The following is a 23759-nucleotide window of genomic DNA, read 5'->3' on the forward strand; positions in this document are numbered from 1 at the left end:
CGAAAAACTTTGCTTGTCATTTTCTGGACGCGATTGCGTAGCCTTACATGACAACTTTACGTACGAGCACTGCAGAACGGCGTGCGGGTTCAACCGCAACGTTAATTTGACATAATGTTAATTATCACCGTTTTTTGTGTCAGGGCTTTTTAGAAATGTCCGGTTCTGGCTCATTAGAAATGTCCGGTTTCCTGCTCCGGGCTGGCTGCTGTGGCGCATGCTGCGGCATCACAGCCAGCCCGGAGCCCGACCATGAACGGACGTGGATTCATCACGATCAGCATGCACGAGCTCGAGCGCGTGAAGATCATCGAGGCGGTCGTCCAGCATCGCCTGACGATCGTACTGGCGGCTGAACGGCTGCAACTGTGTGAGCGTCAGGTCAGCCGGCTGGTGCGGCGCTACGAGGCCGCTGGACCAGCCGGGCTCGTCTCGGCGCGGCGTGGGCAGCCCAGCAACCGCGAACTGCCGGTGGATCTGCGGGCGCGCGCGATGGCGCTGGTGCGCGAGCGCTATGCTGATTTTGGGCCAACGCTGGCGTGCGAGAAGCTCGCCGAGTGTCATGGCGTGATGCTGGCAAAGGAAACCGTGCGGCGCTGGATGCGTGAGGCCGGGCTGTGGATTCCCCGCAGACAGCGGCCACCGAAGCTACATCAGCCGAGAAACCGCCGTGCGTGCCTGGGTGAGCTGGTGCAGATCGATGGCAGCGATCACCGGTGGTTCGAGGAACGCGCGCCGGCCTGTACGCTGCTGGTGTTCATCGACGATGCAACGGGCCGGCTGATGGCACTGCACTTTACGGCGACCGAATCGACCTTCAGCTACTTCGAGGCGATGCGCGCATACCTTGAGCAGCATGGCAAGCCGGTGGCGCTGTACAGCGACAAGGCCAGCGTCTTTCATTGCAACAGTCATTCCGTGACGCCTGGCAAGGGCGTGACGCAGTTTGGCCGCGCGCTATACGAGCTGAATGTGGATACGTTCTGCGCCAATAGCAGCCAGGCCAAGGGTCGCGTGGAACGCGCCAATCTGACGTTGCAGGATCGCCTCGTGAAGGAGTTGCGGCTGCGTGGGATCAGCACGAAGGAGGCGGCCAACGCTTACGCGCCCCACTTCATTGCCGACTTTAACGGCCGGTTCGGCAAGGTGCCCAGGAGCACGTTCGATGCGCACCGGCCGCTGCGGGCGGATGACGATCTTGACCTGATCCTGACGTGTCGCGTGCCGCGGCGCGTGTCGAAGGTGCTGACGGTGCAGTATGACCGGGTGATCTATCTGCTGGAAGACACGGTGGCAAACCGCAGCCTCATTCACAACTATCTGGACGTGTTCGAGTATCCGGACGGACGCATCGAGATCCGGGTCAATGGCGCTGCCCTGCCCTGTGTCCGCTACGACCGGCTCTCGGAGATTGACCAGGCCGCGGTGGTCGACAACAAGCGGCTGGGACACACGTTGCAGATGGCGCAGGTGATCCAGTCGCAGCGCGATGACCGGCGTGCGTCAGGCTCGCCATCGAGAACGAACCAGGGTGAAGCGCCGCGGCCGAAGGAGCGCAAGGTGGGCACCCGCACGCAACGCGAGTTGACCCGGGAGCAGTTGAATGAAGCGATTCTGGGAACTGCCGGAATGCGGGTTGGCTCGGTAGTTAAAAGCCCTCTAACATAGAGATTTCTGAACCTCAAAACCGGACATTTCTAAAAAGTTTAAACCCGGACATTTAAAACCAGCCTCGACATTTGTGTTACAGCAAAGTTGTAATCTATGGCCAGCCCGAATTTTGCAACCTCTGGTTTTGACGTTCGTGTGGCTTGCGCAAATCTATCCGGAATCCATGTTCCGCGATGAAAACCGCACCGGTCGATCCTTAGAATGTCGGCAGCTGCTTTGAGCTGTACAACTTGTCAGGTTCTTCGTCCGGTCGCTGTGCCGTTGGACCATCAAATTCCCAGCAGTCGCAAAACCTTGTTGGTGAAACGAAATTCAGACCTCGCACTCAAAACGCGAAGCATCGTATGCGGTGTGCTTTGTCAGCACAGCCCAGGCGATCCGTGCAAGTTTGTTGGCGACGGCACAGGCGACAACGTTTGAGTGACGTCGCGTCAGCATCGACCGGATCCACGCGCCGAGCCTGTCAGTGCGCTGATCTGCACGCTGTATGACGGGCTCGCGCACCCTGGACAAGGAGATGGCGTAAATGCTTGTCGCCGCGCTTGCTGATTCCACACAAGGTACTTCGGCCGCCGGTGCTGTGCTGCCTTGGCACCAGACCTATCGACGCGGCGAAGTTTCGACCACACGCGAACTGCGCCACGTTACCCACCTCTGAAGCCAGCAGGCTCGCCGTAATGGTCCCGATTCCGGGAATCGATAGCAGCCGGGCCGCGTTCTCGTCTTCGCGCAGTTGTGCGGTCAGGTCCCGCTCGACATCGGCAACCTGCTGATCGAGATAGCGATAGTGCTCATGAAGCCGGTGAATGATCTGGATCAGCCGCGGCGCCAGGTCGTGTACCGCTAGCGCGTCAGGCAGCCGGCGTAGCGTAATTTTCGACAAAGGAATCACGATTCCAAACTCAAGCAGTATCCCGTGAATGCGGTTGATGGTAGCCGTGCGTTCGATTACCAGACTTTCGCGCACGCGGTGCAACGCCGCCAGAAGCTGCTGCGCTTCCGTTCGAGGCTCGACGAAGCGCATCGAGGGCCGTGATGCGGCTTCGCAGATCGCTTCCGCGTCGACGAAATCGTTCTTGTTGCTCTTCACGAAAGGCCGCACATACTGCGGCGAAACCAGTTTGGCAACGTGCCCCATCGCGTTAAGTTTGCGAGCCAGCCAGTGCGAACCAGCGCAAGCCTCCATGACCACCGTGACCGCCTTGACATTGCTGAAGAACGGAAGCAGGTACGAGCGCGAAAGCTTCTTGCGGAACACCTCGCTACCCTTCGCATCCTGCGCGTGCAAATGAAAGACGTGCTTGCCCAGATCAATGCCGACCAGCGTGATCTCGTTCATGGCGCTCTCCTCTACCTTGGACGGAACGGCTCTGGTGCAAATAGGATGTTTTGGCGAGACGTTTATAAGTGGTATGGATGCCTTATCGATTGAACAGGACGGCATTCCAGACGTCGGGCGTAGTGGCATCCTTGAGGCCGAGCTTCGCGAGATTGAACTGCCCCTTGCGAATGCGATGCATCAACTCGATTCCTGAAATCGTGGTCGCAGCGCTCCTGAATCGCTTGAAACCAAGCATAACCTTCGTGCGCGACTTGATGTTCCGATGGTCCTGCTCGATCAGGTTATTCAGATACTTCGAGGATCTAACTTCGGTGCCGGCAGGAAGTAAGCCCTCAGCCTTCATCTCGCGCACGGCCCGGTGCGAAGCAGCATAGCCGTCGAGCGTGATCGTGAGCGGCGGATGGCCCTGATGCTTAATGGCCTTCCTGATAAACGCTTTTGCTGCTGTTACGTCACGTTTGACGCGAAGCATGAAGTCCACTGTCCTGCCAGACCGATCGACTGCCCGATAGAGGTAGACCCACTTGCCGCGAATCTTCAGGTAGGTTTCATCGACACGCCATGACCGCCCTGCGGGCGTGCCGAAACGGTTCCAGCTTTTGACGAACTCCGGCGTGAAACGCTTCACCCAACGGAGGATCGTGGTGTGCGCCAGCGACAAACCCCGCTCGGCCATCATCTCGACCAGATCACGCAAACTGAGCTTGTAACGAAGGTACCAACGCACACACAGAATGATGATCTCACGATCAAAATGCCGCCCATCCAACAACCCACCCCTAGTCTTCAGCTTGCTCATCATCAGCCATCAGTTCGTTTGTTTCGACAACTCTAACCGATCTCGTCATCCCTATTTGCACCAGAGCCAGTTTGAACGTACTCGCCTACAATTTCACTCGAGTGCTGAGAATCCTGGGCTTCAAGAAGACGATGAAGGCGATGCGGTTGGTGGGTGCATGAGCACCCCGTAAGTCCTGAACCCAAGCCCTTCAACTCGTCAGAACGTATCAGAGGGGTACACCCTCTCGTCGGCGCCGTGATAGTCGCAAAGGCGGTCAAACGCACCGCTGGGGTCAGCAGTCACGCGTCGCATTGTAGTGCCATCGGGTTTCCACACACCCTGGGTCGGGTTCTGCCTTTCGCACACCTACTGTGATCAGAGATCCATCGAAGTCTGGTTATCCCGGGCACATGATGGGCGGAAAGCAGTCGTTCATGTTTAGAGTCCAAATGGAGGTTATGTGAAAACTTGTTGATTGCCATAGTTAGTCAACACGTTTTCCGATGGTGGCCCATGAAACGATTCATCGAAAGCGTGGTGCGAGAGCAACTCGCGTTGCTACCTGAGTATCTCGACGATTACGTCGACGCCGAGACCCCGCCGTGTACGTGGCCAACGAACGCATGCAGTACCGGGGCCGGACGGCAAGCTGATCACCGGGTCGCTGCGCGATTTCACGCGCATCACGATCGGCAAGTGTTTAGTCTCGCTCGACGCATTCCTGCAGGCCTGGAGCGACGCCGACAAAAAGCAGGCGATCGTCGGCGAACTCGAGGAGCACGGGATCCTGTTTGACGAGCTGGCCAGGGAGATCGGCGAGGACCTCGCCTTCTCGCATCGAGATCGACTCGGTGTCACTTTTCCCGCGGTTTACGGATGACTCGTGCCGCAGTTTGCTTGCGCCGGACAAGCTGACTCGCACGCCCGTCCGGCATGCCCCCGCCTATGCGCGAGCGAAATTCAATGGCATGCTGTACTGATAGTACGGCAGGCCCGCCAGTGCGGCCCGCGCCTCGCCGCCCGGGTTGCTCGCGACACGACTGTCGCGATCGAGCAGCATCGTCGTGCGATGCTCCTGATCGAAGCGCGGCCAGTGGGGCAGCAGCGCGTTGTTCGGATCTCCGGTGTGCGCGAACGCCGCCCAGGTCGCCATCATCTGGCGCGTGAGCGGCGCAATGTCCTCGCCGGTGCCGACGAGCCCCGCGGCCGTCGTGACCGTGCCGAACACGAACGGCACCTCGGCGGTGTGCGGCGAATGAAGCACGCCCCCCATTACCGGCGTGCGCCAGTCGAACACGTAGGCATAGACCGGCGCGCTCGCACGGGTCGCCTGGCGTACCGCGATTTCGACAGTGTTGCGGCGGAACATATAGTCGGTGGTGATTTGCGCCAGCGCGTCAGTCGGCGAGGCGCCTGGCAACGTCGAACGGTAAGCCTCGACCACGGTGCGCGCGGCGGCCGGCGCGACGCGCAGATAGCGAGCGACCCGCCGCTCAACTTCGGGCATCCCCAGCAAAAAATTGTTCGGGTCGCGCGCGAGCATCAAGGTCGTCTCGGTCGCCGCATTGCCGATCAGGAGCGGGATGCCATGCGCAAGCGCGCCCGCGTCGGGATCGTAGGGGTTGCGCGTAAAGGAGCGGCCGTCGAGCATGGGCCGGAAAGGATCGCTGATTTCTTTCATTGCCGAGAGCAGCCGGGCGGCCGGCACCCGCTGCAAAGCTTGCCCCTCGGCCCGTGCGAGACCGAGCTTGCTCGCGAGCTGAGCGGCTTGCCCGGCGGCTTCATCGGGGCCGGTAAGGCGTAGTCCGCCCGAGCAGCTTTGCGCGATTGCCTTGTGAAAGAGGCCTTTGGCGGCCGGCATTTGCAAGAGCGCCGCCACTTTCGCCGCGCCGCCCGACTGCCCGAAGATCGTGACGTTGTTCGGGTCGCCACCGAATGCTGCCACGTTGTCGCGGACCCACCGCAATGCCGCGACCATGTCCAGCACGCCCGCGTTGCCCGCGTCGGCAAACCGCTCATCGCTACCCGCTAGCGAGAGATAGCCGAACACATTGAGCCTGTGGTTCACGGTCACGATCACCACATCACCGGCGCTTGCCAGCTCGCTGCCGTTGAAACCGGGCGCACTGCCCGCGCAAGTGACCCAACCGCCACCGTGCAGCCATACCATTACCGGACGCAGCGTGCCGTCCTTCAATTGTGGCGTGAAGACGTTGAGCGACAGACAGTCTTCGCTCGTTGGCTCGAGCGATACGTACCAGCCGGTCAATGGCGTGGGCTCCTCCGCGTTTTGCGGCGCTGAGTTGCCGTACGCCAGCGCAGAGCGGATACCGCCCCAAGGCTTCACCGCTTGAGGCGGCAGGAATCGGTTGGCGCCCCCCGTCGATGCGGCGTACGGAATACCTTTGAAGCTGCAACCCTTTCCTTGGCGCGCACCGCTCACCTTGCCGCTCGTGGTTTCGACGATTGGCTCTGCAGTGGTGCCCGTTGCTCCCGTTGCCGCATAGGCACCACGGATGGCGAACGTGGGCAACATGCCGGTGCCCTTCCCAGTGGCATCGCCACGGGCGATGCCGCCTTTCATGATCAGACCGCCGTTTGGCTCGGGATCGAAACCGTGACGCGCGGCTTGGGTCCGACGCCAGGACGCACCAGCAGCATCGCGAGCATGCCGGTGGCCGTCACTGCCCCCGTGGCCAGGAACATCGAAGCGTAACCGTAGCGGGCCGACAGATAGCCCGACAACGTGGGTGCCAGCACCGCTCCGGTGTTGACAAGAAAGGCTGTAATACCGCTATACGTGCCGGTACGCTGCTGCGGCGAGGTATCGATGATCACGGCCCAGAACACGGAGTTGGGCAGTGAATTCAGCGCGTTGCCCAACGCCATCAGGGCGATGACGGTCACCGGGTTGCTCGCCCGCGAAATCAGCAGGAAACAAAGCGTGGTCAACAGCAGCGAGGTCGCGGCGAAACGGCTCCGGGCAATCGTCAGCTTGCCGGTACGCTTGAGCAGCCAGTCGGACAGGCGACCGCCCATCAGCACGGTAAAGCAGGCGCCGACCCAGGGAATCATGCCGAGGTACCACAGCGACGAGAGGTTGAAATGGAACTCGTCCTGCAAATATTTCGGCGTCCACGTCAACAGCATGAAGTTGACATATTGAAACGCGAAGTAACCCACGCTATTCAGGACCAGCGTCCGGCTGGTGAAGAAGGCCCACCACGGATACGCGGCATTCGTATCGGCTGCGGTCGCTGCCACCGGCCGGCCCTCGTGAATGGCGGCAAGTTCTGCGGCGCCAACCCGTGGATTGTTGTCCGGGCGATCGGTAAACACCCGCATGAACACCACAAGCGCAATCAGGCAAGCCACACCGAGGACGATGAACATCGTGCGCCAGCTGCCTGTGAGCATCAGCAACCCCACGGAAACCGGTGCAGTCAGCAGCGCGCCCAGAGGCGTACTTAGCAAGCCGATGGAAATCGCAAAGCCCCGCTCTTTCCGTGTGGCCCAGGCGGACATCGTCTTGTTGATCGTGGAATACACCGGCCCTTCGGCAAAGCCGAACAACACGCGCATGAACGCGAAGCCGGCCAGTGCCGAGCCGCCCATGAGCGCAAGTCCGAGGTCGCCGGCGTAAGCGGTGGCCATCTCGAAAATCGACCAGGCGACCCCGGCGACGATCCAAACGCGGCGCGGGCCCAGGCGATCGGCCAGCACGCCGCCTACCAATGCCCCAAACATGTAGCCGTAGCCAAAGTACCCCAGCACCGCGCCCCACGACTGCTTGTCGAGTCCATATTCATGTGTGACCAGGCTGGCAGCATAAGACAGCGCCCCACGGTCGATATAGTTGATTATCGTGATCAACACCATGAGCGCAAAGATCGTGTAGCGAAAGCGCGTGTGTCCAACGGATTGCGGCATAAGCGTAAGGTCTCCAGTCAGCATTCGGGTTGTCGGACGCATCCGACCAGGGCTGGGGTCGGCGGCCACGCGTCTACGATCGTGGGGAAATTCAGTATTTCCGGGCGGAATGATAATATTATATATTTTATAAAATGCACAATGAACAATTAAGCATTCTTTGACAAAGGAGTATCCATGGCACTTCCCCGTGTTGCCGTTGCCGCGCTAGGCGGAACCATTTGCATGGCGCCCGACGCCCAGTCGGACGGCGTCATGCCCAAGCTTTCCGCGCAGCAGTTGCTCGACGCCATTCCCAACCTGGGCGCCGTCGCCCAGCTCGAAGCTCAAACGTTGCGGCAATTGCCCAGTCCGTCACTGTCGTTCGACGATCTGCTCGAAGTTTTGCGATGGGCTGACGAGCAGGTCGCTCAAGGCGCGGCAGGAGTCGTCGTGACCCAAGGCACCGACACGCTCGAAGAAAGCGCCTTTCTACTGGATTTGTACTGGCCTCACCCGCAGCCGCTGGTACTGACCGGCGCCATGCGCGCTGCGGAGGCTGTCAGTGCCGATGGCCCGGCTAATCTGCGCGCAGCGGTGACGGTCGCAGCGGACGCCGGAAGCCGCGCACGCGGTGTGCTGGTGGTGATGAACGACACGATCCATGCTGCCCGTTGGGTGCAAAAGACCCACGCGCTGGCGGTCGATGCCTTTACTTCGCCCGGTGCCGGCCCGGCCGGGGCGATGGTCGAGGGCAGTCCGCATTATTTTCATGCGCCCGGCCAGCGCACGACACTCGCCCAACCGCGCGATGCGGGCATGCGCGTCGCGTTGCTGGAAAGCTGCCTCGGCGACGACGGCGAGTTGCTGGATCTCGCCGTGAAGGCGGGATATCAGGGCAGTGTCATCGCCGCGTTCGGCGTCGGCCACGTTTCGTTTGCGATGGCAAAACGCATCGGCATGCTGGCGCCCGCGTATCCGGTGGTCATCGCCAGCCGCACCGGCGCGGGCAGCACCACTGAGCGCACCTACGGTTTCGAAGGGTCCGAGATCGACCTGCGCCGACGCGGCGCGATCCTTGCCGGCTGGCTCGGCCCGCGCAAGGCTCGCCTATTGTTGTGGGCACTGCTGGCGGCCGGAAGCGCCCCCGAGGAGATTCGTAAGGCATTCGCCAGTTTCGGTAGAATGCGCAACCTCTAGCCCGCCGAGAAACGTGATGACGCCCAGTCCGCAAGAAAAGAAACGACCAGGTACCGCCCATCAGTACGTTCTCGAAGCCTTGCGCGCGGAAATTCTCATGGGACGCATGAGCGAGGGCAAACGTCTGCGCCAGGAGGAAATTGCCAGTTGGCTGGGCGTCAGCACGACACCGGTGCGTGAAGCACTGCGCGACCTCGTCACGGAAGGGCTGATTGTTTTCGACGCCCACCGTGGCGCCGTGGTGCGCGGCCTCACCCTTGACGATGCGCGGGAAATCTATCGCCTGCGCATGGTGCTGGAGCCGCTGCTGATTGAGCGCACGCTAGCGCTGCTGGACGATGCTCGACTCGAGCATGCGGCCAGCGTGCACGCGCGCATGTGCGCGACCACGGAGGTCGACGAGTGGACACGCCTGAACCAGGAGTTCCATTCAGTGTTCTGGGCGCCGCAGGCGAGCAGCCGGCTCGCCCACATCCTTGAAGGATTGCGTGCCGCCGCCATGCCGTATATTGCCCTCTCGCTGCTATACAGCAACCAGGCCATTGAACAAAGCAACGAAGAGCATGAGCAGATCCTCAGTCACTTTCGCGCCCGTAATCTGGCGTCGGCGGTGCGGCTGAATCACTCACATCTCGAGATAACGCTGCGCATTATCGAGCGCGCCATCCGTGTCGACGCCGGGTGATTTGACGTGGTGCTCGCGAAACCCAAGGGGCTTGACCTAGCCCCTCTCTGGGGTCTATACGGTCCCTTGCTCCCAAGTGCATGTCCCTCTGACCGAGGTCGTCTGACGCTGCAAATGAAGGCGACCATCCCTGTACTTGTTGTGCGGCGTGCAACTCAGTCAAGCTTGGCACGTTTCAGTCCCGCGGGCAGGTATTGCGAGAACATTTTCGATGAAGGATTGGAAACGACCTCTTCCCGATTGCCCGTGCTGACAGATGTAGGCAAAGGCCGATAAGCGGCAGCCGACCCATGCGAGCGAATGCCCGTTGGACCTTGGAAACAGCCGTTGCTTTCACGGCGACCCGAATGACGCCAAGGGGTCGTCAGCATCGTCGCGAAACGGGTTCTGACGGGTCGGGGCGCCAGCTAAATCCGACGCTGCGCGTCCGGGAAATGGGCAATCTCCTTTAACCATTCCGGAAAATCCATGTCTGCCTGTCCAAAGTTAGGGGTGTAATCGCCACGTATGCTCGCATACGACTTTCCGGTTGATCAACACGTCGAAACCGTCCTGGAAGGCTTGTACCAGGAGGGCACGGCCCATGGAAAGCCCCTTTGCAAATGAAAATCCCCGGGGGGCACCGGGGAACTGGAAGTTGCAGCCAGATGCTACGGTCGTGTGCTGGCTGCTTACGACCCTGCTCCGACCACTGGTAACGGCTGCGGCGCGAAACCCGCCGAGGCGACCAGTTGCGCGCTGCGGTGGTTGGTCGACACCAGCGCGTCGATATCGGACACATAACCGTCATAGGTCGTGCAGGCGTTGCCCGCGTGAACATGTTTGGCTCGCCCGATGTCAGGGGTCAGCGGGAGACGGACGGCGTGTAATTCCCGCTCGCACAGTCCGCCTTGGCATAGTCCCAGGTCATGAACCGGGAAATTTCCCCGATGGCATGCTCGCATTTCGAAGGGCGGGTCAGGGTCGTCAAGCGCCTGTCGCGTCGAAGCGCTCATCCGTTGGCGCGAACGCGCGCTGGAGTAATTGTCCGAATCGTACGAAATCTGGCGGTGGCCGCACGCGGTGCCGCACGCGGCTTACCTGCGGTGCTAATGGTCGAGAACCTCGTTCTACGCGCCCGCGTCTCATGCGGCCACGCGAGCGGCTCGACGTCCACGCACTGCTTAGCAAATAGATTCACGACGAATTAACTGTCCACCTTTCGGTGCGACAAGTGGTCTCACGCTCCCTCCCACGAGCACGTCCTTCCGCTTGCGAATCCGGACAGCGCGAACTACTGCGTTCTCGTCAAACCCAAGTCGCTTTTCTCTGCCACGAGTACGAGTCTGTCCTTCGGATAACAAATTCTTAATGGACGCGTCACTGTCGAATCAGACGCGGCAGCCATAATCGGATGGTTCCAATGAGAAAGGACGGCCATCGTGAAGCCTGTTTTACTGCCAACCCTGCTGACATTGTTGTGCGGCATCCCTATCGCGTGTCACGCCCAGAACGTGTCGATCCCGCAACCGCAGATTGCTAACCCGCCGGCGCTGAACGCACCGCCTCTGCAAATGCCGACTGGATCGTCTGTGAGTGGCAAGGGCGCACGCAAGGCCCTGCAGACTGCGATGCACGATGACATCGCCCGCGCAAATCTGCAATTCCTGGACAACCTGTCGGGCGGCGTGGACATGATCAACATCGATCATGATCGTAAGCCTGAATCGACGCTGTTTGTTCACAACATATACGTGGACAGATGATGCGGAACCTCTTTGCATTCCCAAGGCCCCCTGGTTACGCACCGACGTCTGTGGCGTTACGCGGATCATCGCCTTGCGCGTGCCTGGCTTTCTGGCCGTTGCTCAGATCATGAGTGAGACCGAGCTACTTGCGACCGTGTCGTGTTACTACGCACTCGCCAAGTTGTCCCGCGAGCGTCCGCCGTGTCGGGCGGCAGTCGGCCCGGAGGTGACAGTTCGGGTGGCAACGCGAATGGTCGGAGCTCGGCCGCTTGCTGACGGCCGCGGATCAAGTCGATTCCTGGCGGATCGGGATCCGGCTGGTCAGCAGGACGCCAACGACGACGAGGCGCGATGCGACCTCCCTCAGTATCGTCCCCAATCCAGGATGGTATGCTCGCGTTTTTACGTAGATTTCGAAGGCTGACGCAGGTGAAGCAACGTCAAGATACTCCTGACGCGCTTGTCATAGCAGATGGAAACACAGTTGTTCGCGACTCACGCGTAGCGCGGTTTGGCCACTTGATGCAGCGAAATGGAAAGGCGATCCGGACTATCCAGTGGATAGTGGTGCTGGTTTACGGCGCGCTGATTATCACGCCCGCCATGATGCCGCTTCCAGCCGCGACGGCGCATGTGTGGAACAACCTCACTATCTTTGCGAAATTCCTGTTCTGGGGTCTCTGGTGGCCGTTCGTACTGCTCTCGATGGTGTTGCTCGGTCGGACCTGGTGCGGCGTGCTGTGTCCCGAGGGGACGTTGTCGGAGTTCGCCAGCAAACACGGTCGAGGCTGGGCGATTCCTCGCTGGATGCGATGGGAAGGCTCGCCATTCTTCGCGTTCGCTGCAACGGCTATTTACGGTCAGATGCTCAGCGTTCACGACTCTTCGAAAGCGGCATTGCTCGTTCTCGGCGGCTCGACCGGCTCGGCGGTTCTGATCGGTTACCTGTACGGTCGCGAGAAACGCGTCTGGTGCAGATACCTGTGCCCCGTCAAAGGTGTGTTTTCCTTGCTTGCACGCCTTGCACCGCTTCACTATCGGGTAGACGAAGCGGCGTGGCGCGAGTCCTACTCGGCGGGTAAGCCTGGTCAGTCGGTGATCCCTGTTAACTGTGCGCCGCTTGTTCCGCTTCGCAACAAGAAGGGCAATGCGGAATGCCATATGTGCGCGCGATGCAGCGGTCATCGCAATGCGATGAAGTTGAGTTGGCGTTCGCCGTCGAGCGAGGTTGTCGTCCTTGGCGAACAGCAGGCAAATGGGTGGGAAACCGGTTTGATTCTGTACGGCCTGCTCGGCATCGCGATCGGCGCATTCCACTGGTCGGTGAGTCCGTGGTTCATTGAGTTGCAGGAGACGCTAACCGGTTGGCTGATCGCTCACAATGTTCTATGGCCATTGCGCACCAATGCGCCGTGGTATCTACTGGCGCACTACCCGGACGGTAACAAGATGTTTTCCTGGCTCCATGGCGGCCTGGGGATCGCTTACATAATCGGCACCGCGCTCGTCTACGGCACCTCGTTGCTGGCGGTCCTCGCGCTCGGCGCGCGCATGCTCGGCCCTTGGCGAGCCAGCAGGCTTCACCATTTGGCACAGGCCCTGATTCCGCTTGCTGGTATTGGTATGTTCCTCGGATCATCGGTGGCGACACTGGCGATCCTGTACTCGGAGCATATCGAGGTGCCATGGGTCGGGCACGTGCGGTTACTGATGCTGATATTCGCCAATCTCTGGAGCGCGTGGCTCGCGGTTCGGGTCGTGCGCCGTCACAGTACGAAGCCGCTGATACAGACAAGCGCGTTGCTCTGCTTTACAGCTGCGCTCGCGATTGCTGATAGCGCCTGGTGGCTGTTGTTCTGGCACTGGCAAGGCCCGGTCGGGTGAGCTACCCGAGATCCGCACCGAGCGTCAGATGCGCATCAGTCGAGTGCTTACGCGTTTTGGTTGTGTCGCGACAAGGCCGAAAAGGCGAAAATTTCTTTGGTGGTAAGGATTCCTTACACCAGCAGAGAATAGAACTGAGCAGCCGCTGTTTGCGTGATGGTGAGGTCCTTCATTTGCCCTTTTCTGATCATGTTCATCACTTCGATGCCTGACAGAATGATGCGGGCGCACCGGAAATCCTTGAAGCCCATCATGGGGTTGATGATGCGCTTGATGGCACGATGGTCCTGTTCAACAATGTTGTTCAGGTACTTGACCTGACGGACCTCGATGGGCGCTTCCCATTCAGCGTTGATGTTCTGGATGGCGGCCAGATTGGCGCCGCTCTTGTCCATGGTAACGGTCTCAGGCGCGTCGCTCTGATTCATGGCTTTCTCGAAATAACGACGGGCGGCAGCCTTGTCACGATGGGCCCGAAGCAGGAAATCGATGGTCTTTCCAGCCTTGTCCACTGCGCGATACAGGTACTTCCACTGGCCGCGCACCTTGATGTAGGTTTCATCCATTCTCCAGCTCTTGCCAACTGGCCGCTTGTGCTTGCGAAAGGCTTTCTCGAACAACGGTACGAGCTTGATGACCCAGCGGTGCACGCTCGAATGGTCGACCTCCACGCCCCGTTCGGCCATCTTCTCCTCAAGATCACGCAGGCTCAGCGAGTAGGCCACATACCACCGCACACATAGTAGGATCACGTCCAGCGGGTAATGTAGTCGCTTCATCACCTTCGCGATTCCCGGTGGTAACGTCGTACGCGGCATCTTGCCCGTCATAGCCATCGTGGTCGTCTCAATTTAGGTCGCCCCAGTTTACCCTAATCACTTAGCGCGACAGAGCCTCTGCCAGTATCCGATATCGCTGCTCGAGGTCACGGAACATTGCAAGGAGGCGGCTACGGCGTGCCTGCGTGGCGCAGATAGGTAAAGCAATGCCCATCGCGGCAACGAGATAAAGTTGCAGCTCAAAGACGCGGCTGTGCAGGTCCCCATAGGGAAACGTCCAGAGCGGTCCCGACCAGCGAACCGTGAACGACACCGCAATCCCAGGCACAGCGTGCCCACCTGACTTTCCGCCGGTGGGCAAGGTTCAGTGTATTGCGGGGTTCATCCGCACATAGGCGTCAAGCAGCGACGTCTTGTGAACAACTCCTAGAATTGGAGCGGACTTGGATGTCGGGTCAATGACGGGCAGGCGTTCGCCACGGAAATTGAGGAAAAGCTGCAGAGCCTGGCCTAGCGTCATGTCCGGAGTAAGCACATGAAAGTCGGGATGGAGATAGTCGGCTGCGGTCATCCGCTCCGTGCTCCGGGGCGAAGCGAGGTCGGATGCGAGGTCCTCAAGGGCCACCGCGCCGCAAAAGCGCTGCTGTTCGTCCACCACATACACGTACTTCACGGGATGGTCGAGGAACATGCGGGTCAGCTCTTCAACGCTCGCCTCGAGCGTAACGACTGTCTCGGCAGGCTTCAGGAGTTCGCGCATCCGTGTAGCCGCGAGGCGCAGCCTGTCCTTCTGCGCACGGTTGCGCCGTATGGTGACTTCGTACATCGAAGCGTGCTCCGCGTTGCGCGCGACGAAGTAAGCGATGACGCAGGAAAGCATGAGCGGCAGCACGACCTCGTAGGACAGCGTCATCTCGAAAATCATGAGGATGGCCATCAACGGAGCGTTGGAGGCTGCCGCCAGAAATGCGCCCATCCCCACGATTGCATAGGCGAAAGGCTCGGAGGTCATGTGCGGCCAGATTCCATGAACGCCTACCCCGAATAGGCATCCCACCACGGCTCCAAAGAACAGGGTCGGCGTGAATACGCCACCCACTGCTCCGGTGCCGACCGTTGCCAGCGTCGCAATCACCTTGAGGACGAGCACGATAAGAAGCGCTGTCCACGTCCAGGGCTGATGCAGCAGGGAGTCCACCACCTCGTAGCCATTACCCCAGACCTCTGGCGCCCAGATGGAGATGACGCCGACGATAAGGCCGCCGAGTCCAAGCTTCAGCGGCAGAGGCAACGGTAGCTTGCCAAAGCCCTTCTTCGACGCGGAAAGCAACAGAAGAAAACGCGGCGCGAGTACCCCGCACAAAAGCCCCAGCACGATGAAGGGCAGCACTTCGATGCCGGTGATGGTTGGGAACGCTGGCATCTGGTACGGCGGGCGGTAGCCGGCGAACTCGCGCATCGTGATGTTGGCTACGACCGACGAGACCAGAATCGGGCCAAACCATTCCATCGCCATGCAACCGAGCACCAGTTCCGTCACGAAAAACGCGCCGGCGATAGGTGCGTTGTATGCAGAGGTGATGCCCGCAGCCGCACCGCATGCGACGAGCATGCGCAAACGTGCCGGGTCGAAGCGCACCCAGCGTCCTATGATGGACGAGCATAGCGCGGCCAGTTGAACCATCGAGCCTTCACGGCCAATCGAGCCGCCAGTCGCGATGGTAAAAAGTGAGGAGATGCTGCGCCACATGCTTTGCGAGACGGGCACAACACCGTCACCCATCGTGACGGCCTCCATATAGTCGGCACCAGACTTTGAAGAACAGCGGCGCGCCATTACGAGACAGGCGCCAGCAATCATTCCGCCAACCGTTGGCAACGCGACCCGCGCGGGCCAGGGCACCTGCCGGGCCATCTCGACAAAATTGCCGGGCTCACCGCCAAAGCACTTCTGTAGCAGGTCGATACCTTCCCGGAAAGCAGCAGTGGCGGACGCGCCCGCAACGCCAGCAACGACCGCCCAGAGCAGCATCGCGTGCCCGTCCGGCTGTCGCAGTGTTTTCCAGATGAAGGTCAGAGACGCGAAGGGGTTCGTGTTCATTTTGTTATGTAGCAGTCGGAGGTTTCCTTCGCCCTCATTTCGATACGTCGAGCTTAGGAAGGCAGACTTCCCAGATCCATTTCGACCTTGACTGCGTCACCCCTATAGACGACATCTGCGTAGTAGATAACGACGTTATCGGCGTCGTTGAAAACACGCTGGACCCGGGCTACGGGCGCATCAGCCGGTACACGCAGCAAACGTGCAGTCGCTGCGTCGGCGCTGCCGATAGTCAGCGTCTGCCTCGCCTTCGCAATGCGCCGCGGAGAGAGGGACACCAGAACCGGGATGACAAGTTCGTTGCGGAACCTGTCAGGTGCCATCGAAAAAATGTTCTCTTCCAGATAGAGCGAGATGACGCAGTAGGGCAGACCATCTGAGGAATGCACCCGTTTCATGTACATGTACTCTTCCGCGAGTTTTCCATCAGTCGCGGTGACGGGTGGTTTCCTTCTGCTCTCCTCCACCGTGAGAGGCTGCTGACTGGTCGCCTGATACATCTCGACCAGCGCCTCCAGGGTGGTGACGACCTGCACCGGCTTCATTATTGGCGGTGTCGCGCAGACGAAGGTTCCCCTTCCCCGTTGAGGAATGAGTGTCCCCTCGCTCATCAGTAATTGCACGGCTTGGCGGGCTGTCACCCGCGCGACATCGAACTCGGCTGCAATCTGCTCAAGCGTCGGAATGACCTCGCCCTGCTGCCAGACCCCGCGACCAATCCGGTCGCGAAGCGAGTCAGCAATCTGCAGATACAGTGGAACCGGACTTGACAACGAGGCGCGCGACATTATCGATACTTATGGACTTTAGAACCTATACTATAGAGCGTCTCCCGCATCTCAAGACGAATTGTCGCTCGGCCTATGCTATCGGCCAGCAGGCATCACCTTTCAGAAGGTCAGATTACGGTCTCTCAAACGGATAACGGGAGACCGCGAACGCTGAGTGCGGTTCCAACAAGGTCAACTTTTCCCGGAACAGGGTCCCGCAGCGCGAATCGCCCCCGAAACTTATGTCAGTCTGATTGCGGTCCACCGCGCTTCCGTACGCAGGTGTCAGGCGTTGTTCTGGCGCAGAGCTTTTGTCACCTGGGCGGCAATCAGCGTGCTGACCCGCTCGTTGGACTGAAGCGTCACTCCTGCAACGTGTGGCGTCAGTATCACGTTAGGCAAACCTGCAAAGATGGAACCGTCGCGCACAGGCTCTTCCTCGAACACATCCAGTGCGGCTCCGCCCAAACGCCCTTCACGCAATGCGAGGGCGAGCGCTGACTCGTCCAGAATTCCTCCCCGTGCCGCGTTAATCACAACGGCGTGGCGCTTCATGCTGTCCAGTTGAACCTTGCCCAGCATGTTGCGCGTCTCTTCCAGAAGCGGAACGTGCAGCGTCAATACATCAGCCTCGGCGATGGCCTCCTCAAGGGTGACACGTCGCGCACCCGTCAGTTGCCATGCCTGAGCGTCCTCGGCCAAGCACGGATCAAATGCGAGAACCCGAACACCGAGCCCAGTCGCCAGACCCGCAACGAGCTGACCGATGCCACCGAAACCGACTATTGCCAACGTGCTGCCGGCGAACTCGCGGCCATTTGACAACTGCGCTCGCGGCCATACCCCAGATGCTACGTCGGCGGACGACATGTAGACGCCGCGCAGAAGCACCATGGCCGTCGAAATCACGTATTCAGCGACTGCCTGGGCGTTGGCACCGGTCGCTGGAATGACGCTGACCTGCCGCTGCTCGCAGGCCTTCAGGTCGATGTTGTCCAACCCCACACCGAGACGGCCCACGACAGACAGACGCTGCGCGCATTCGAGCAGTGCCGGATTTATCTGCGTCCGGTTCCTGATGATGATTGCATCGGCGTCCCGCACGGTCTCGAAAAGGCGTTGGGGGTCGTCAACGAGCGTCCGGTCGTCCAGCACATCGAAATGCTCTCGCAATGAATCAACAGCGAGTGAATCCATGAACTCGCTGACTACCACTTTTTTTCGCAATGCGTTCATTTCCAGACTTTCCTGATTCATCGATACGTCGTAGAGACAGGCTTTCTAGCGGAGCGCGCGCGTTCAGGCCGAGTGCGTCAGATAAAAAGCGCTTCGGCAGACGCAGGCTCACCGCCGGAACGCTCCATCCCCGCTGGTGTAAACCCGGAGACCACGTCACAGAAGGTTGAGAAGCTTAATGTCTTATAGTATGGTACACGATACTTTAGTAACAAATCAATCTTGGACATATCCAGAGGCCTGCACCACATGAAGCGAACTGATGAAATCGAAGTTGAGGGTGGGCCGTTGATGGTCAGACGTGTCGAAGTTCACGTTCTGCGCTGTCCAATTTCAATTCCAGTACGCACGTCGTTCGGCACGATGTACGACCGTCCTGCCGTCCTTGTTTCAGTGACGGATTCGGATGGCTGCACTGGATGGGGTGAAATCTGGGCGAATTTTCCGGCCTGCGGCGCCGAGCACCGCGCGGCCATCGTGTCGACCATATTGGCGCCGATGCTCACCGGCCGGCTCATCGCACATCCCGCCGACGTTTTCCGTAACCTGACCGAAGGCACGGCGGTGCTCGCGTTGCAATCCGGCGAACCAGGCCCTTTTGCGCAGGCAATCGCAGGGGTTGACCTCGCTCTCTGGGACCTGCGCGCCCGTAAGGCAGGCCTTCCGCTCTGGAAGCTGCTCGGTGGTTCCTCCGACAACATCCCTGTTTACGCCAGCGGCCTTAATCCGGTCGGATCTGCGGAGCTTGTTGCCGAGAAGCTCGAGCGAGGATACGAGGCGTTCAAACTGAAAGTCGGGTTTGGCGTTGACCAGGACGTGAACAATCTGAAAATGCTTCGGGAAATAATCGGCCCGAATCGTCGGCTCATGGTCGATGCGAATCAGGCGTGGGCTCTGCCCGAAGCTCTCGCAATGGTCCCTCTGCTGGCGCCCTTCAATCTTGGCTGGCTGGAAGAACCTCTGCGTTGCGACCGTCCGCTGAACGAATGGCAAACGCTGGCAGGTAACTCTCCCGTGCCGCTCGCCGGAGGTGAAAACATCGCCGGCGATGATGACTTCGACGCTGCAATTGCGTCGCGTGCGTTCGCGGTCATTCAGCCGGACGCCGCCAAGTGGGGCGGCATTTCTGGCTGTCTGAGGGTCATCCGGGCAACGCAGGCGGCCGGGCTTACGTACTGCCCGCACTACCTGGGCGGTGGCGTCGGTCTTCTTGCTTCCGCACATCTGCTCGCGGCGACTGGCGCGGACGGGATGCTGGAAATTGATTCGAATCCGAATCCGCTTCGAACCCTACTGCACGGTCCGCTCGACACGCTTGTCAACGGTCGGGTAAGTCTCGGAAACGCTCCGGGAATCGGCATTGAACCGAACGTGACCGAATTGCGGGAGCGCATTCGCGAGGCGGCGGCGTCCGTAGACGCTTTCCGCAGAGGCGCAATAGGACTTTGACGCGCCAGCATAGCCCCACCCCCGGAAAGCCATTTGCGCCGGCACAACTGAACCTGATTGAATCAACCCAATAACGAGGGAGTGATGGGAACTAGCGCTTACTTACGTGCGGCCGCGGAAGCCGTCGATATAACAAGAAACAAGCTGTACCGGAAACTGATTCTGAGGCTTGCGCCCTTTCTTTTTGTGGCGTACGCCATCAACCAGCTCAACCGGTTCAACATCAGTTTTGCAAAACTTCAGTTCATGAAAGACCTGGCGCTGAGCGACTTCTCGTTTGCACTCGGTGCGGGGCTGTTCTTCATCGGATACGTCATCTTTGAGGTCCCGAGCAGCCTCTATTTGCAAAAGGTAGGTGCGCGCGCGACGTTCATTCGAATCATGGTTCTCTGGGGCTTACTGTCTGGATTGACTGCTTTCGTCCATACGCCGACCCAGTTTTATCTGGTCCGCTTTCTTCTTGGGGCGGCCGAGGCGGGATTCATGCCCGGGGTCATTCTGTATCTGACCTACTGGTTCCCCGTGAATCGCCGTGCTCGAATCACGTCGCTGTTCTATCTCGCCGCGACCGCTTCCGGTGTCATCGGCGGCCCCATCTCCGGCCTGATTTTGAAGTATTCGCAAGCATGGGGGCTGATGAGTAGCTGGCAATGGCTCTTCGTGGTTGAAGGGGTGCCCACTGTCCTTCTCGGTGTGTTCGCCTATTTCTACCTCCAGGATTATCCCAAGGACGCAAAGTGGCTCAGCTGGGAGGAAAAGGACATCCTCGCGCAAGACCTGAAGGAGGACAACGCGAGCGCAAACCACCATGCTGTCGGACTGCGTGACGTCATCAAGCTTCCCCGCATTTACGCGTTCGGGCTGGCTTACTTCGCGGTTGTCGCCGCCAACAATACGCTGGCTGTCTGGGCGCCGACCCTGATTAAGGATACGGGAATTCGCGACGTCTTCAATGTCGGCATACTGTCAGCCATCCCATACGTCGTCGGGGCAATTGGTATGCTGACCATCGCGGGCCACTCGGACAAGATGCGCGAACGGCGCTGGCACTTCGCGCTTCCTTTCGGTCTGACTGCAATTGGCTTTGCGCTCATTGGTCTGTTCTACGCCAACATCTACGGAACACTATTTCTTCTGTCGCTCGCCTCCATTGGTATTTTCACGGCGTTTGCGATTTTCTGGACCATGCCCACCCAGTATCTGTCGACGTCAGCGAGAGCTGCGGGTATCGGTTACACCAGTACCATCGGTATGTTCGGAGGGTTCTTCAGCCCCATCATCCTCGGTTATGCCAAGACGGTCACCGGGACATTCGTTGGAGGCTTCGTGGCAATGGCCGTGATATCAGTCATCGGCGTGCTCCTGATTTTCGTTGCGGCACCAAAGACTTCAACGTAGTGACCAACCCGAGCCTTTTACCTGACACCGTCAATAAAAGCGGTGGCGCGCGCCGCGTCTTGCATCAAAGACTCGCCCCCGGACATCACTCATCTCGGGGCGCGCCCAATCTCGGGCAGAGGTTCGCCACAGGTAAGCCGACTCTCTCGCAAGTTCAAAACAGGTTTGAATAATGAAATTGAAAATTGGCGCACGACTACTGGGTACATTTGGTGTTGTCCTGGCTTTCCTGCTGGCAATCTGCTTGACCGCCCATATGCAGATGGCGCGCATGAATGCGACCACGCAAACTATAGTTAGTGTTCGCGCCGCGGAACTGAGGCTCGTAAACCGGATCGAGGTGGCAACGCTTCGGGAAGCAGTCATGACTTATGCGGCGCTCGAGGAACCAACGCCCGAAGCACAACGGGACAGAGTCGAACACGCCAGGGCCTTTACGAATAACGAGTCGGACTATCAGGCCATCCCTCGTCTGATCACCACGGCGGGGGGCCGCGCTCTCTTCGACCGGGTGCTGCAAGCACGTGCGACTTACGAGGAGACCCTGAAGCCCGCGTACGATCAATTGGAGGCGCATGACAACGATGCCGCACGCGCAACGCTCCTGAAGGCTGGGCTGCTGCGAACCACCCTTATCCAGCAGCAAGACGAGTTCAAGAGTCTGGTTCAGAGCATGATGGACGCCGATGTGAAGGCCAGCAACGACGTCTATGACACGGCGCGCGCAGTCCTGTGGGGAACGGCGGTGCTGGCGCTGCTGGTGACGCTGATACTTTGCGTGGTCGTGACGCGTTCGATCGTGCGTCCTTTGCAGCGTGTGGTCGACGGTGCCAATGCGTTGGCGCAGGGCGACCTACGTGTCCAGGTACAGGTCGAGCGCCACGACGAGCTCGGCAACCTGGCCGAATCGCTGAACCGGGCGATTGGCAACCTGGCGGGCATCGTCGGCGGCGTCAAGCAGGCAAGCCTTGCGATCTCGTCCGCCACCGAACAGGTGGCGGCGGGAAATACCGATCTGTCGCAGCGCACGGAGGAGCAGGCAGCGTCGCTTGAGGAGACTGCATCGAGCATGGAAGAGCTGACCGCGACGGTCCGTCACAACGCGGACAACGCCCAGCAGGCCAGCACGCTGGCGAGCAACGCATCGGAGGTCGCGCAGCGTGGCGGAGACGAGGTTGGTCGTGTGGTCGAAACCATGCAGGAGATCTCTGATAGTTCCGCCAAGGTTGCCGAGATCATCGGCGTGATCGAAAGCATCGCGTTTCAGACCAACATTCTCGCGCTCAATGCGGCGGTCGAAGCGGCCCGGGCCGGTGAACAGGGCCGCGGCTTCGCGGTGGTGGCGAGCGAAGTCCGCACGCTCGCGCAACGCAGTGCGACCGCCGCCCGGGAAATCAAGGAGCTGATTGGCGAGTCGGTGGGTCGCGTGAATGTCGGTTCGCAACTTGTCGAGCGAGCTGGCGACACGATCCGGGAGATCGTGCAGTCGGTCAAGCGCGTGACCGACATCATGAGTGAAATCTCCGCAGCATCCCATGAGCAAAGCACCGGCATTGAACAGGTCAACCAGGCTGTCAGCCAGATGGACCAGGTCACCCAGCAGAACGCCGCGCTGGTCGAAGAAGCCGCGGCCGCAGCGCAATCGATGGCTGAACAGGCCCAGACACTACGGGACTCGGTAGCGATATTCAAACTCGACGACCGGCAAGCTACAAACCCGTCATTGGGCGCGATAGCGCGCCCGACACCGACGCGGGCAGCCTTGCCAAAATCCCTTAAAGCCCTGCCCGATTCCACCTCCGCCGCACCGCGACTCTTCACGACCGCCTCCACGACTGGCGCCGCGAGCCCGGCCACCGAGCCAGACTGGCAGACATTCTAGCCGCTATGATTTCGCGGGATTGCCGGTGGCCATCAGTGATGGATATGCCTTCCTTTTGTGCTGGTTACGGGGTTGTCCATCTTTCCGCGGCTCGGGTGCAACTTCAGCGGCGAGCGAAAAGCGGCGTAGTCGCCGCTCCCTCATCGAGCGGACAGGACTGCGTTCCAAACAGCCGGCGCGGTGGTACCTTTGAGGCGCATGTTCGCGAAATCGAACTGACCTTTGCGAATGCGATGCATCAGTTCGATGCCGGCGATCGTAGTGGCTGGATTTTCGAAGCGTTTGAAGCCGAGCATTGCATTGATCCTGGACTTGATGTTGCGATGATCCTGCCGGATCAGGTTGTTCAAATACTTCGACGATCGCAAAGCCGTCTCCTTCGGCAGCGCCTCGCCAGCCTTCATTTCGCGCACTGCGCGATGAGACGCCGCGTAACCGTCCAGTGTGATGGTTTTCGGAGGGAGCCCTTAACGCTTCATCGCCTTCGGGAAGAGGGCCTTCGCCGCGGCAACATCGCGCGTGGCGCTGAGCCGGAAGTCGACCGTCTTTCCCGCTCGATCAACGGCACGGCAGAGACAGACCCATTTGCCACGGATCTTCACATACGTCTCGTTGACTCACCAGGAGCGACCAGCGGACCTCGCAAACCGATCCCACCGCTTAACGAACGCCGCGTGAAGCGTCTGACGCAGCGCATGATTGTCGTATGCGCCAGCGATGCTCGGCCATCATTTCAACCAGGTCTCGAAGGCTGAGTTTGTAACGCAGGTACCAACGTACACACAGGACAATGACTTCGCGGTCGAAGTGACGGCCATGGAACCACCAGTCGATGTCTCTCAGCGTGCTCATTGCGGGCTCGTGCTCCTCAAAAACCCTAGGGTAACCCGCCGGCCCTTCCGATTTCCCCCGGAGCCAGAAATAGGGCCATCAAACAATTTAACG

Annotated in this window: 15 protein-coding genes and 3 pseudogenes; 9 read left to right on the plus strand and 9 right to left on the minus strand. The window is 59.8% G+C overall.

All coding sequences use genetic code 11. The annotated features are described in order from the left end of the window. Nucleotides 1-252 precede the first annotated feature (252 nt). The gene (locus RI103_RS35040; protein ID WP_310818585.1) at nt 253-1668 is read left to right on the plus strand and encodes an ISNCY family transposase; all 1416 of its coding nucleotides are present in this window, start codon (nt 253-255) and stop codon (nt 1666-1668) included. A 315-nt stretch (nt 1669-1983) separates the two neighbouring features. Here the strand turns inward: RI103_RS35040 and RI103_RS35045 are convergent. Both RI103_RS35045 and RI103_RS35050 read right to left on the minus strand, forming a co-directional pair. Continuing rightward, nucleotides 1984-3010 (minus strand): annotated as a pseudogene (locus RI103_RS35045) (IS110 family transposase). Between the two features lie 82 nt (nt 3011-3092). Further along, nucleotides 3093-3812: an IS6 family transposase gene (locus tag RI103_RS35050; RefSeq protein ID WP_310819378.1), complete on the minus strand. Its 720-nt coding sequence runs from the start codon at nt 3810-3812 to the stop codon at nt 3093-3095. Nucleotides 3813-4396: 584 nt separating this feature from the next. Between RI103_RS35050 and RI103_RS39805 the strand changes: the two are divergent. Then, nucleotides 4397-4620: pseudogene (locus RI103_RS39805) on the plus strand (hypothetical protein); the annotation flags it as partial. A 117-nt stretch (nt 4621-4737) separates the two neighbouring features. Here the strand turns inward: RI103_RS39805 and RI103_RS35060 are convergent. Both RI103_RS35060 and RI103_RS35065 read right to left on the minus strand, forming a co-directional pair. Beyond that, a complete protein-coding gene (locus tag RI103_RS35060; protein WP_310818663.1) occupies nt 4738-6378 on the minus strand; it encodes a carboxylesterase/lipase family protein in 1641 nt (546 codons plus the stop codon). Between the two features lie 2 nt (nt 6379-6380). Next, complete coding sequence (locus RI103_RS35065) at nt 6381-7766, minus strand: MFS transporter (RefSeq protein WP_310819379.1); 1386 nt, start codon at nt 7764-7766, stop codon at nt 6381-6383. A gap of 135 nt (nt 7767-7901) precedes the next feature. Between RI103_RS35065 and RI103_RS35070 the strand changes: the two genes are divergently transcribed. The 4 genes from RI103_RS35070 (at nt 7902) to RI103_RS35085 (ending at nt 13199) form a co-directional block, all read left to right on the plus strand. Further along, nucleotides 7902-8903: an asparaginase gene (locus tag RI103_RS35070; protein WP_310818664.1), complete on the plus strand. Its 1002-nt coding sequence runs from the start codon at nt 7902-7904 to the stop codon at nt 8901-8903. Nucleotides 8904-8919: 16 nt separating this feature from the next. Further along, nucleotides 8920-9588 carry a GntR family transcriptional regulator gene (locus tag RI103_RS35075; RefSeq protein ID WP_310818665.1) on the plus strand — a complete coding sequence of 223 codons (669 nt, stop codon included), beginning with the start codon at nt 8920-8922 and terminating at the stop codon, nt 9586-9588. 1421 nt (nt 9589-11009) lie between these two features. After that, nucleotides 11010-11333, plus strand: coding sequence for a hypothetical protein (locus tag RI103_RS35080; RefSeq protein WP_310818666.1), 324 nt, complete (start codon nt 11010-11012; stop codon nt 11331-11333). A gap of 504 nt (nt 11334-11837) precedes the next feature. Next, a complete protein-coding gene (locus RI103_RS35085) occupies nt 11838-13199 on the plus strand; it encodes a 4Fe-4S binding protein (RefSeq protein WP_310819380.1) in 1362 nt (453 codons plus the stop codon). Between the two features lie 113 nt (nt 13200-13312). Here the strand turns inward: RI103_RS35085 and RI103_RS35090 are convergent, their stop codons facing one another. From RI103_RS35090 to RI103_RS35105, 4 genes are all read right to left on the minus strand, one after another. After that, nucleotides 13313-14035, minus strand: a complete 723-nt coding sequence (locus RI103_RS35090) for an IS6 family transposase (protein ID WP_409077041.1) — start codon at nt 14033-14035, stop codon at nt 13313-13315. 307 nt (nt 14036-14342) lie between these two features. Then, nucleotides 14343-16079: a ClcB-like voltage-gated chloride channel protein gene (locus RI103_RS35095; protein WP_310818667.1), complete on the minus strand. Its 1737-nt coding sequence runs from the start codon at nt 16077-16079 to the stop codon at nt 14343-14345. Nucleotides 16080-16132: 53 nt separating this feature from the next. After that, nucleotides 16133-16867: a GntR family transcriptional regulator gene (locus tag RI103_RS35100; RefSeq protein ID WP_310818668.1), complete on the minus strand. Its 735-nt coding sequence runs from the start codon at nt 16865-16867 to the stop codon at nt 16133-16135. A 267-nt stretch (nt 16868-17134) separates the two neighbouring features. Next, nucleotides 17135-18106, minus strand: coding sequence for a hydroxyacid dehydrogenase (locus RI103_RS35105; RefSeq protein WP_310818669.1), 972 nt, complete (start codon nt 18104-18106; stop codon nt 17135-17137). A gap of 228 nt (nt 18107-18334) precedes the next feature. Here RI103_RS35105 and RI103_RS35110 point away from each other — a divergent pair, with 228 nt between their 5' ends. From RI103_RS35110 to RI103_RS35120, 3 genes are all read left to right on the plus strand, one after another. Further along, nucleotides 18335-19534 carry a mandelate racemase/muconate lactonizing enzyme family protein gene (locus tag RI103_RS35110; RefSeq protein ID WP_310818670.1) on the plus strand — a complete coding sequence of 400 codons (1200 nt, stop codon included), beginning with the start codon at nt 18335-18337 and terminating at the stop codon, nt 19532-19534. A 57-nt stretch (nt 19535-19591) separates the two neighbouring features. After that, on the plus strand, nt 19592-20932 hold the full coding sequence (locus RI103_RS35115) for an MFS transporter (protein ID WP_310818671.1): 1341 nt from the start codon (nt 19592-19594) through the stop codon (nt 20930-20932). 172 nt (nt 20933-21104) lie between these two features. Beyond that, nucleotides 21105-22814 (plus strand): methyl-accepting chemotaxis protein, encoded by a 1710-nt coding sequence (locus RI103_RS35120; protein ID WP_310818672.1) that lies wholly within the window; start codon nt 21105-21107, stop codon nt 22812-22814. Between the two features lie 140 nt (nt 22815-22954). Here RI103_RS35120 and RI103_RS35125 read toward each other — a convergent pair. Beyond that, nucleotides 22955-23666: pseudogene (locus RI103_RS35125) on the minus strand (IS6 family transposase). Nucleotides 23667-23759 lie beyond the last annotated feature (93 nt).

Source organism: Paraburkholderia sp. FT54 (assembly GCF_031585635.1).
GTDB lineage: Bacteria > Pseudomonadota > Gammaproteobacteria > Burkholderiales > Burkholderiaceae > Paraburkholderia.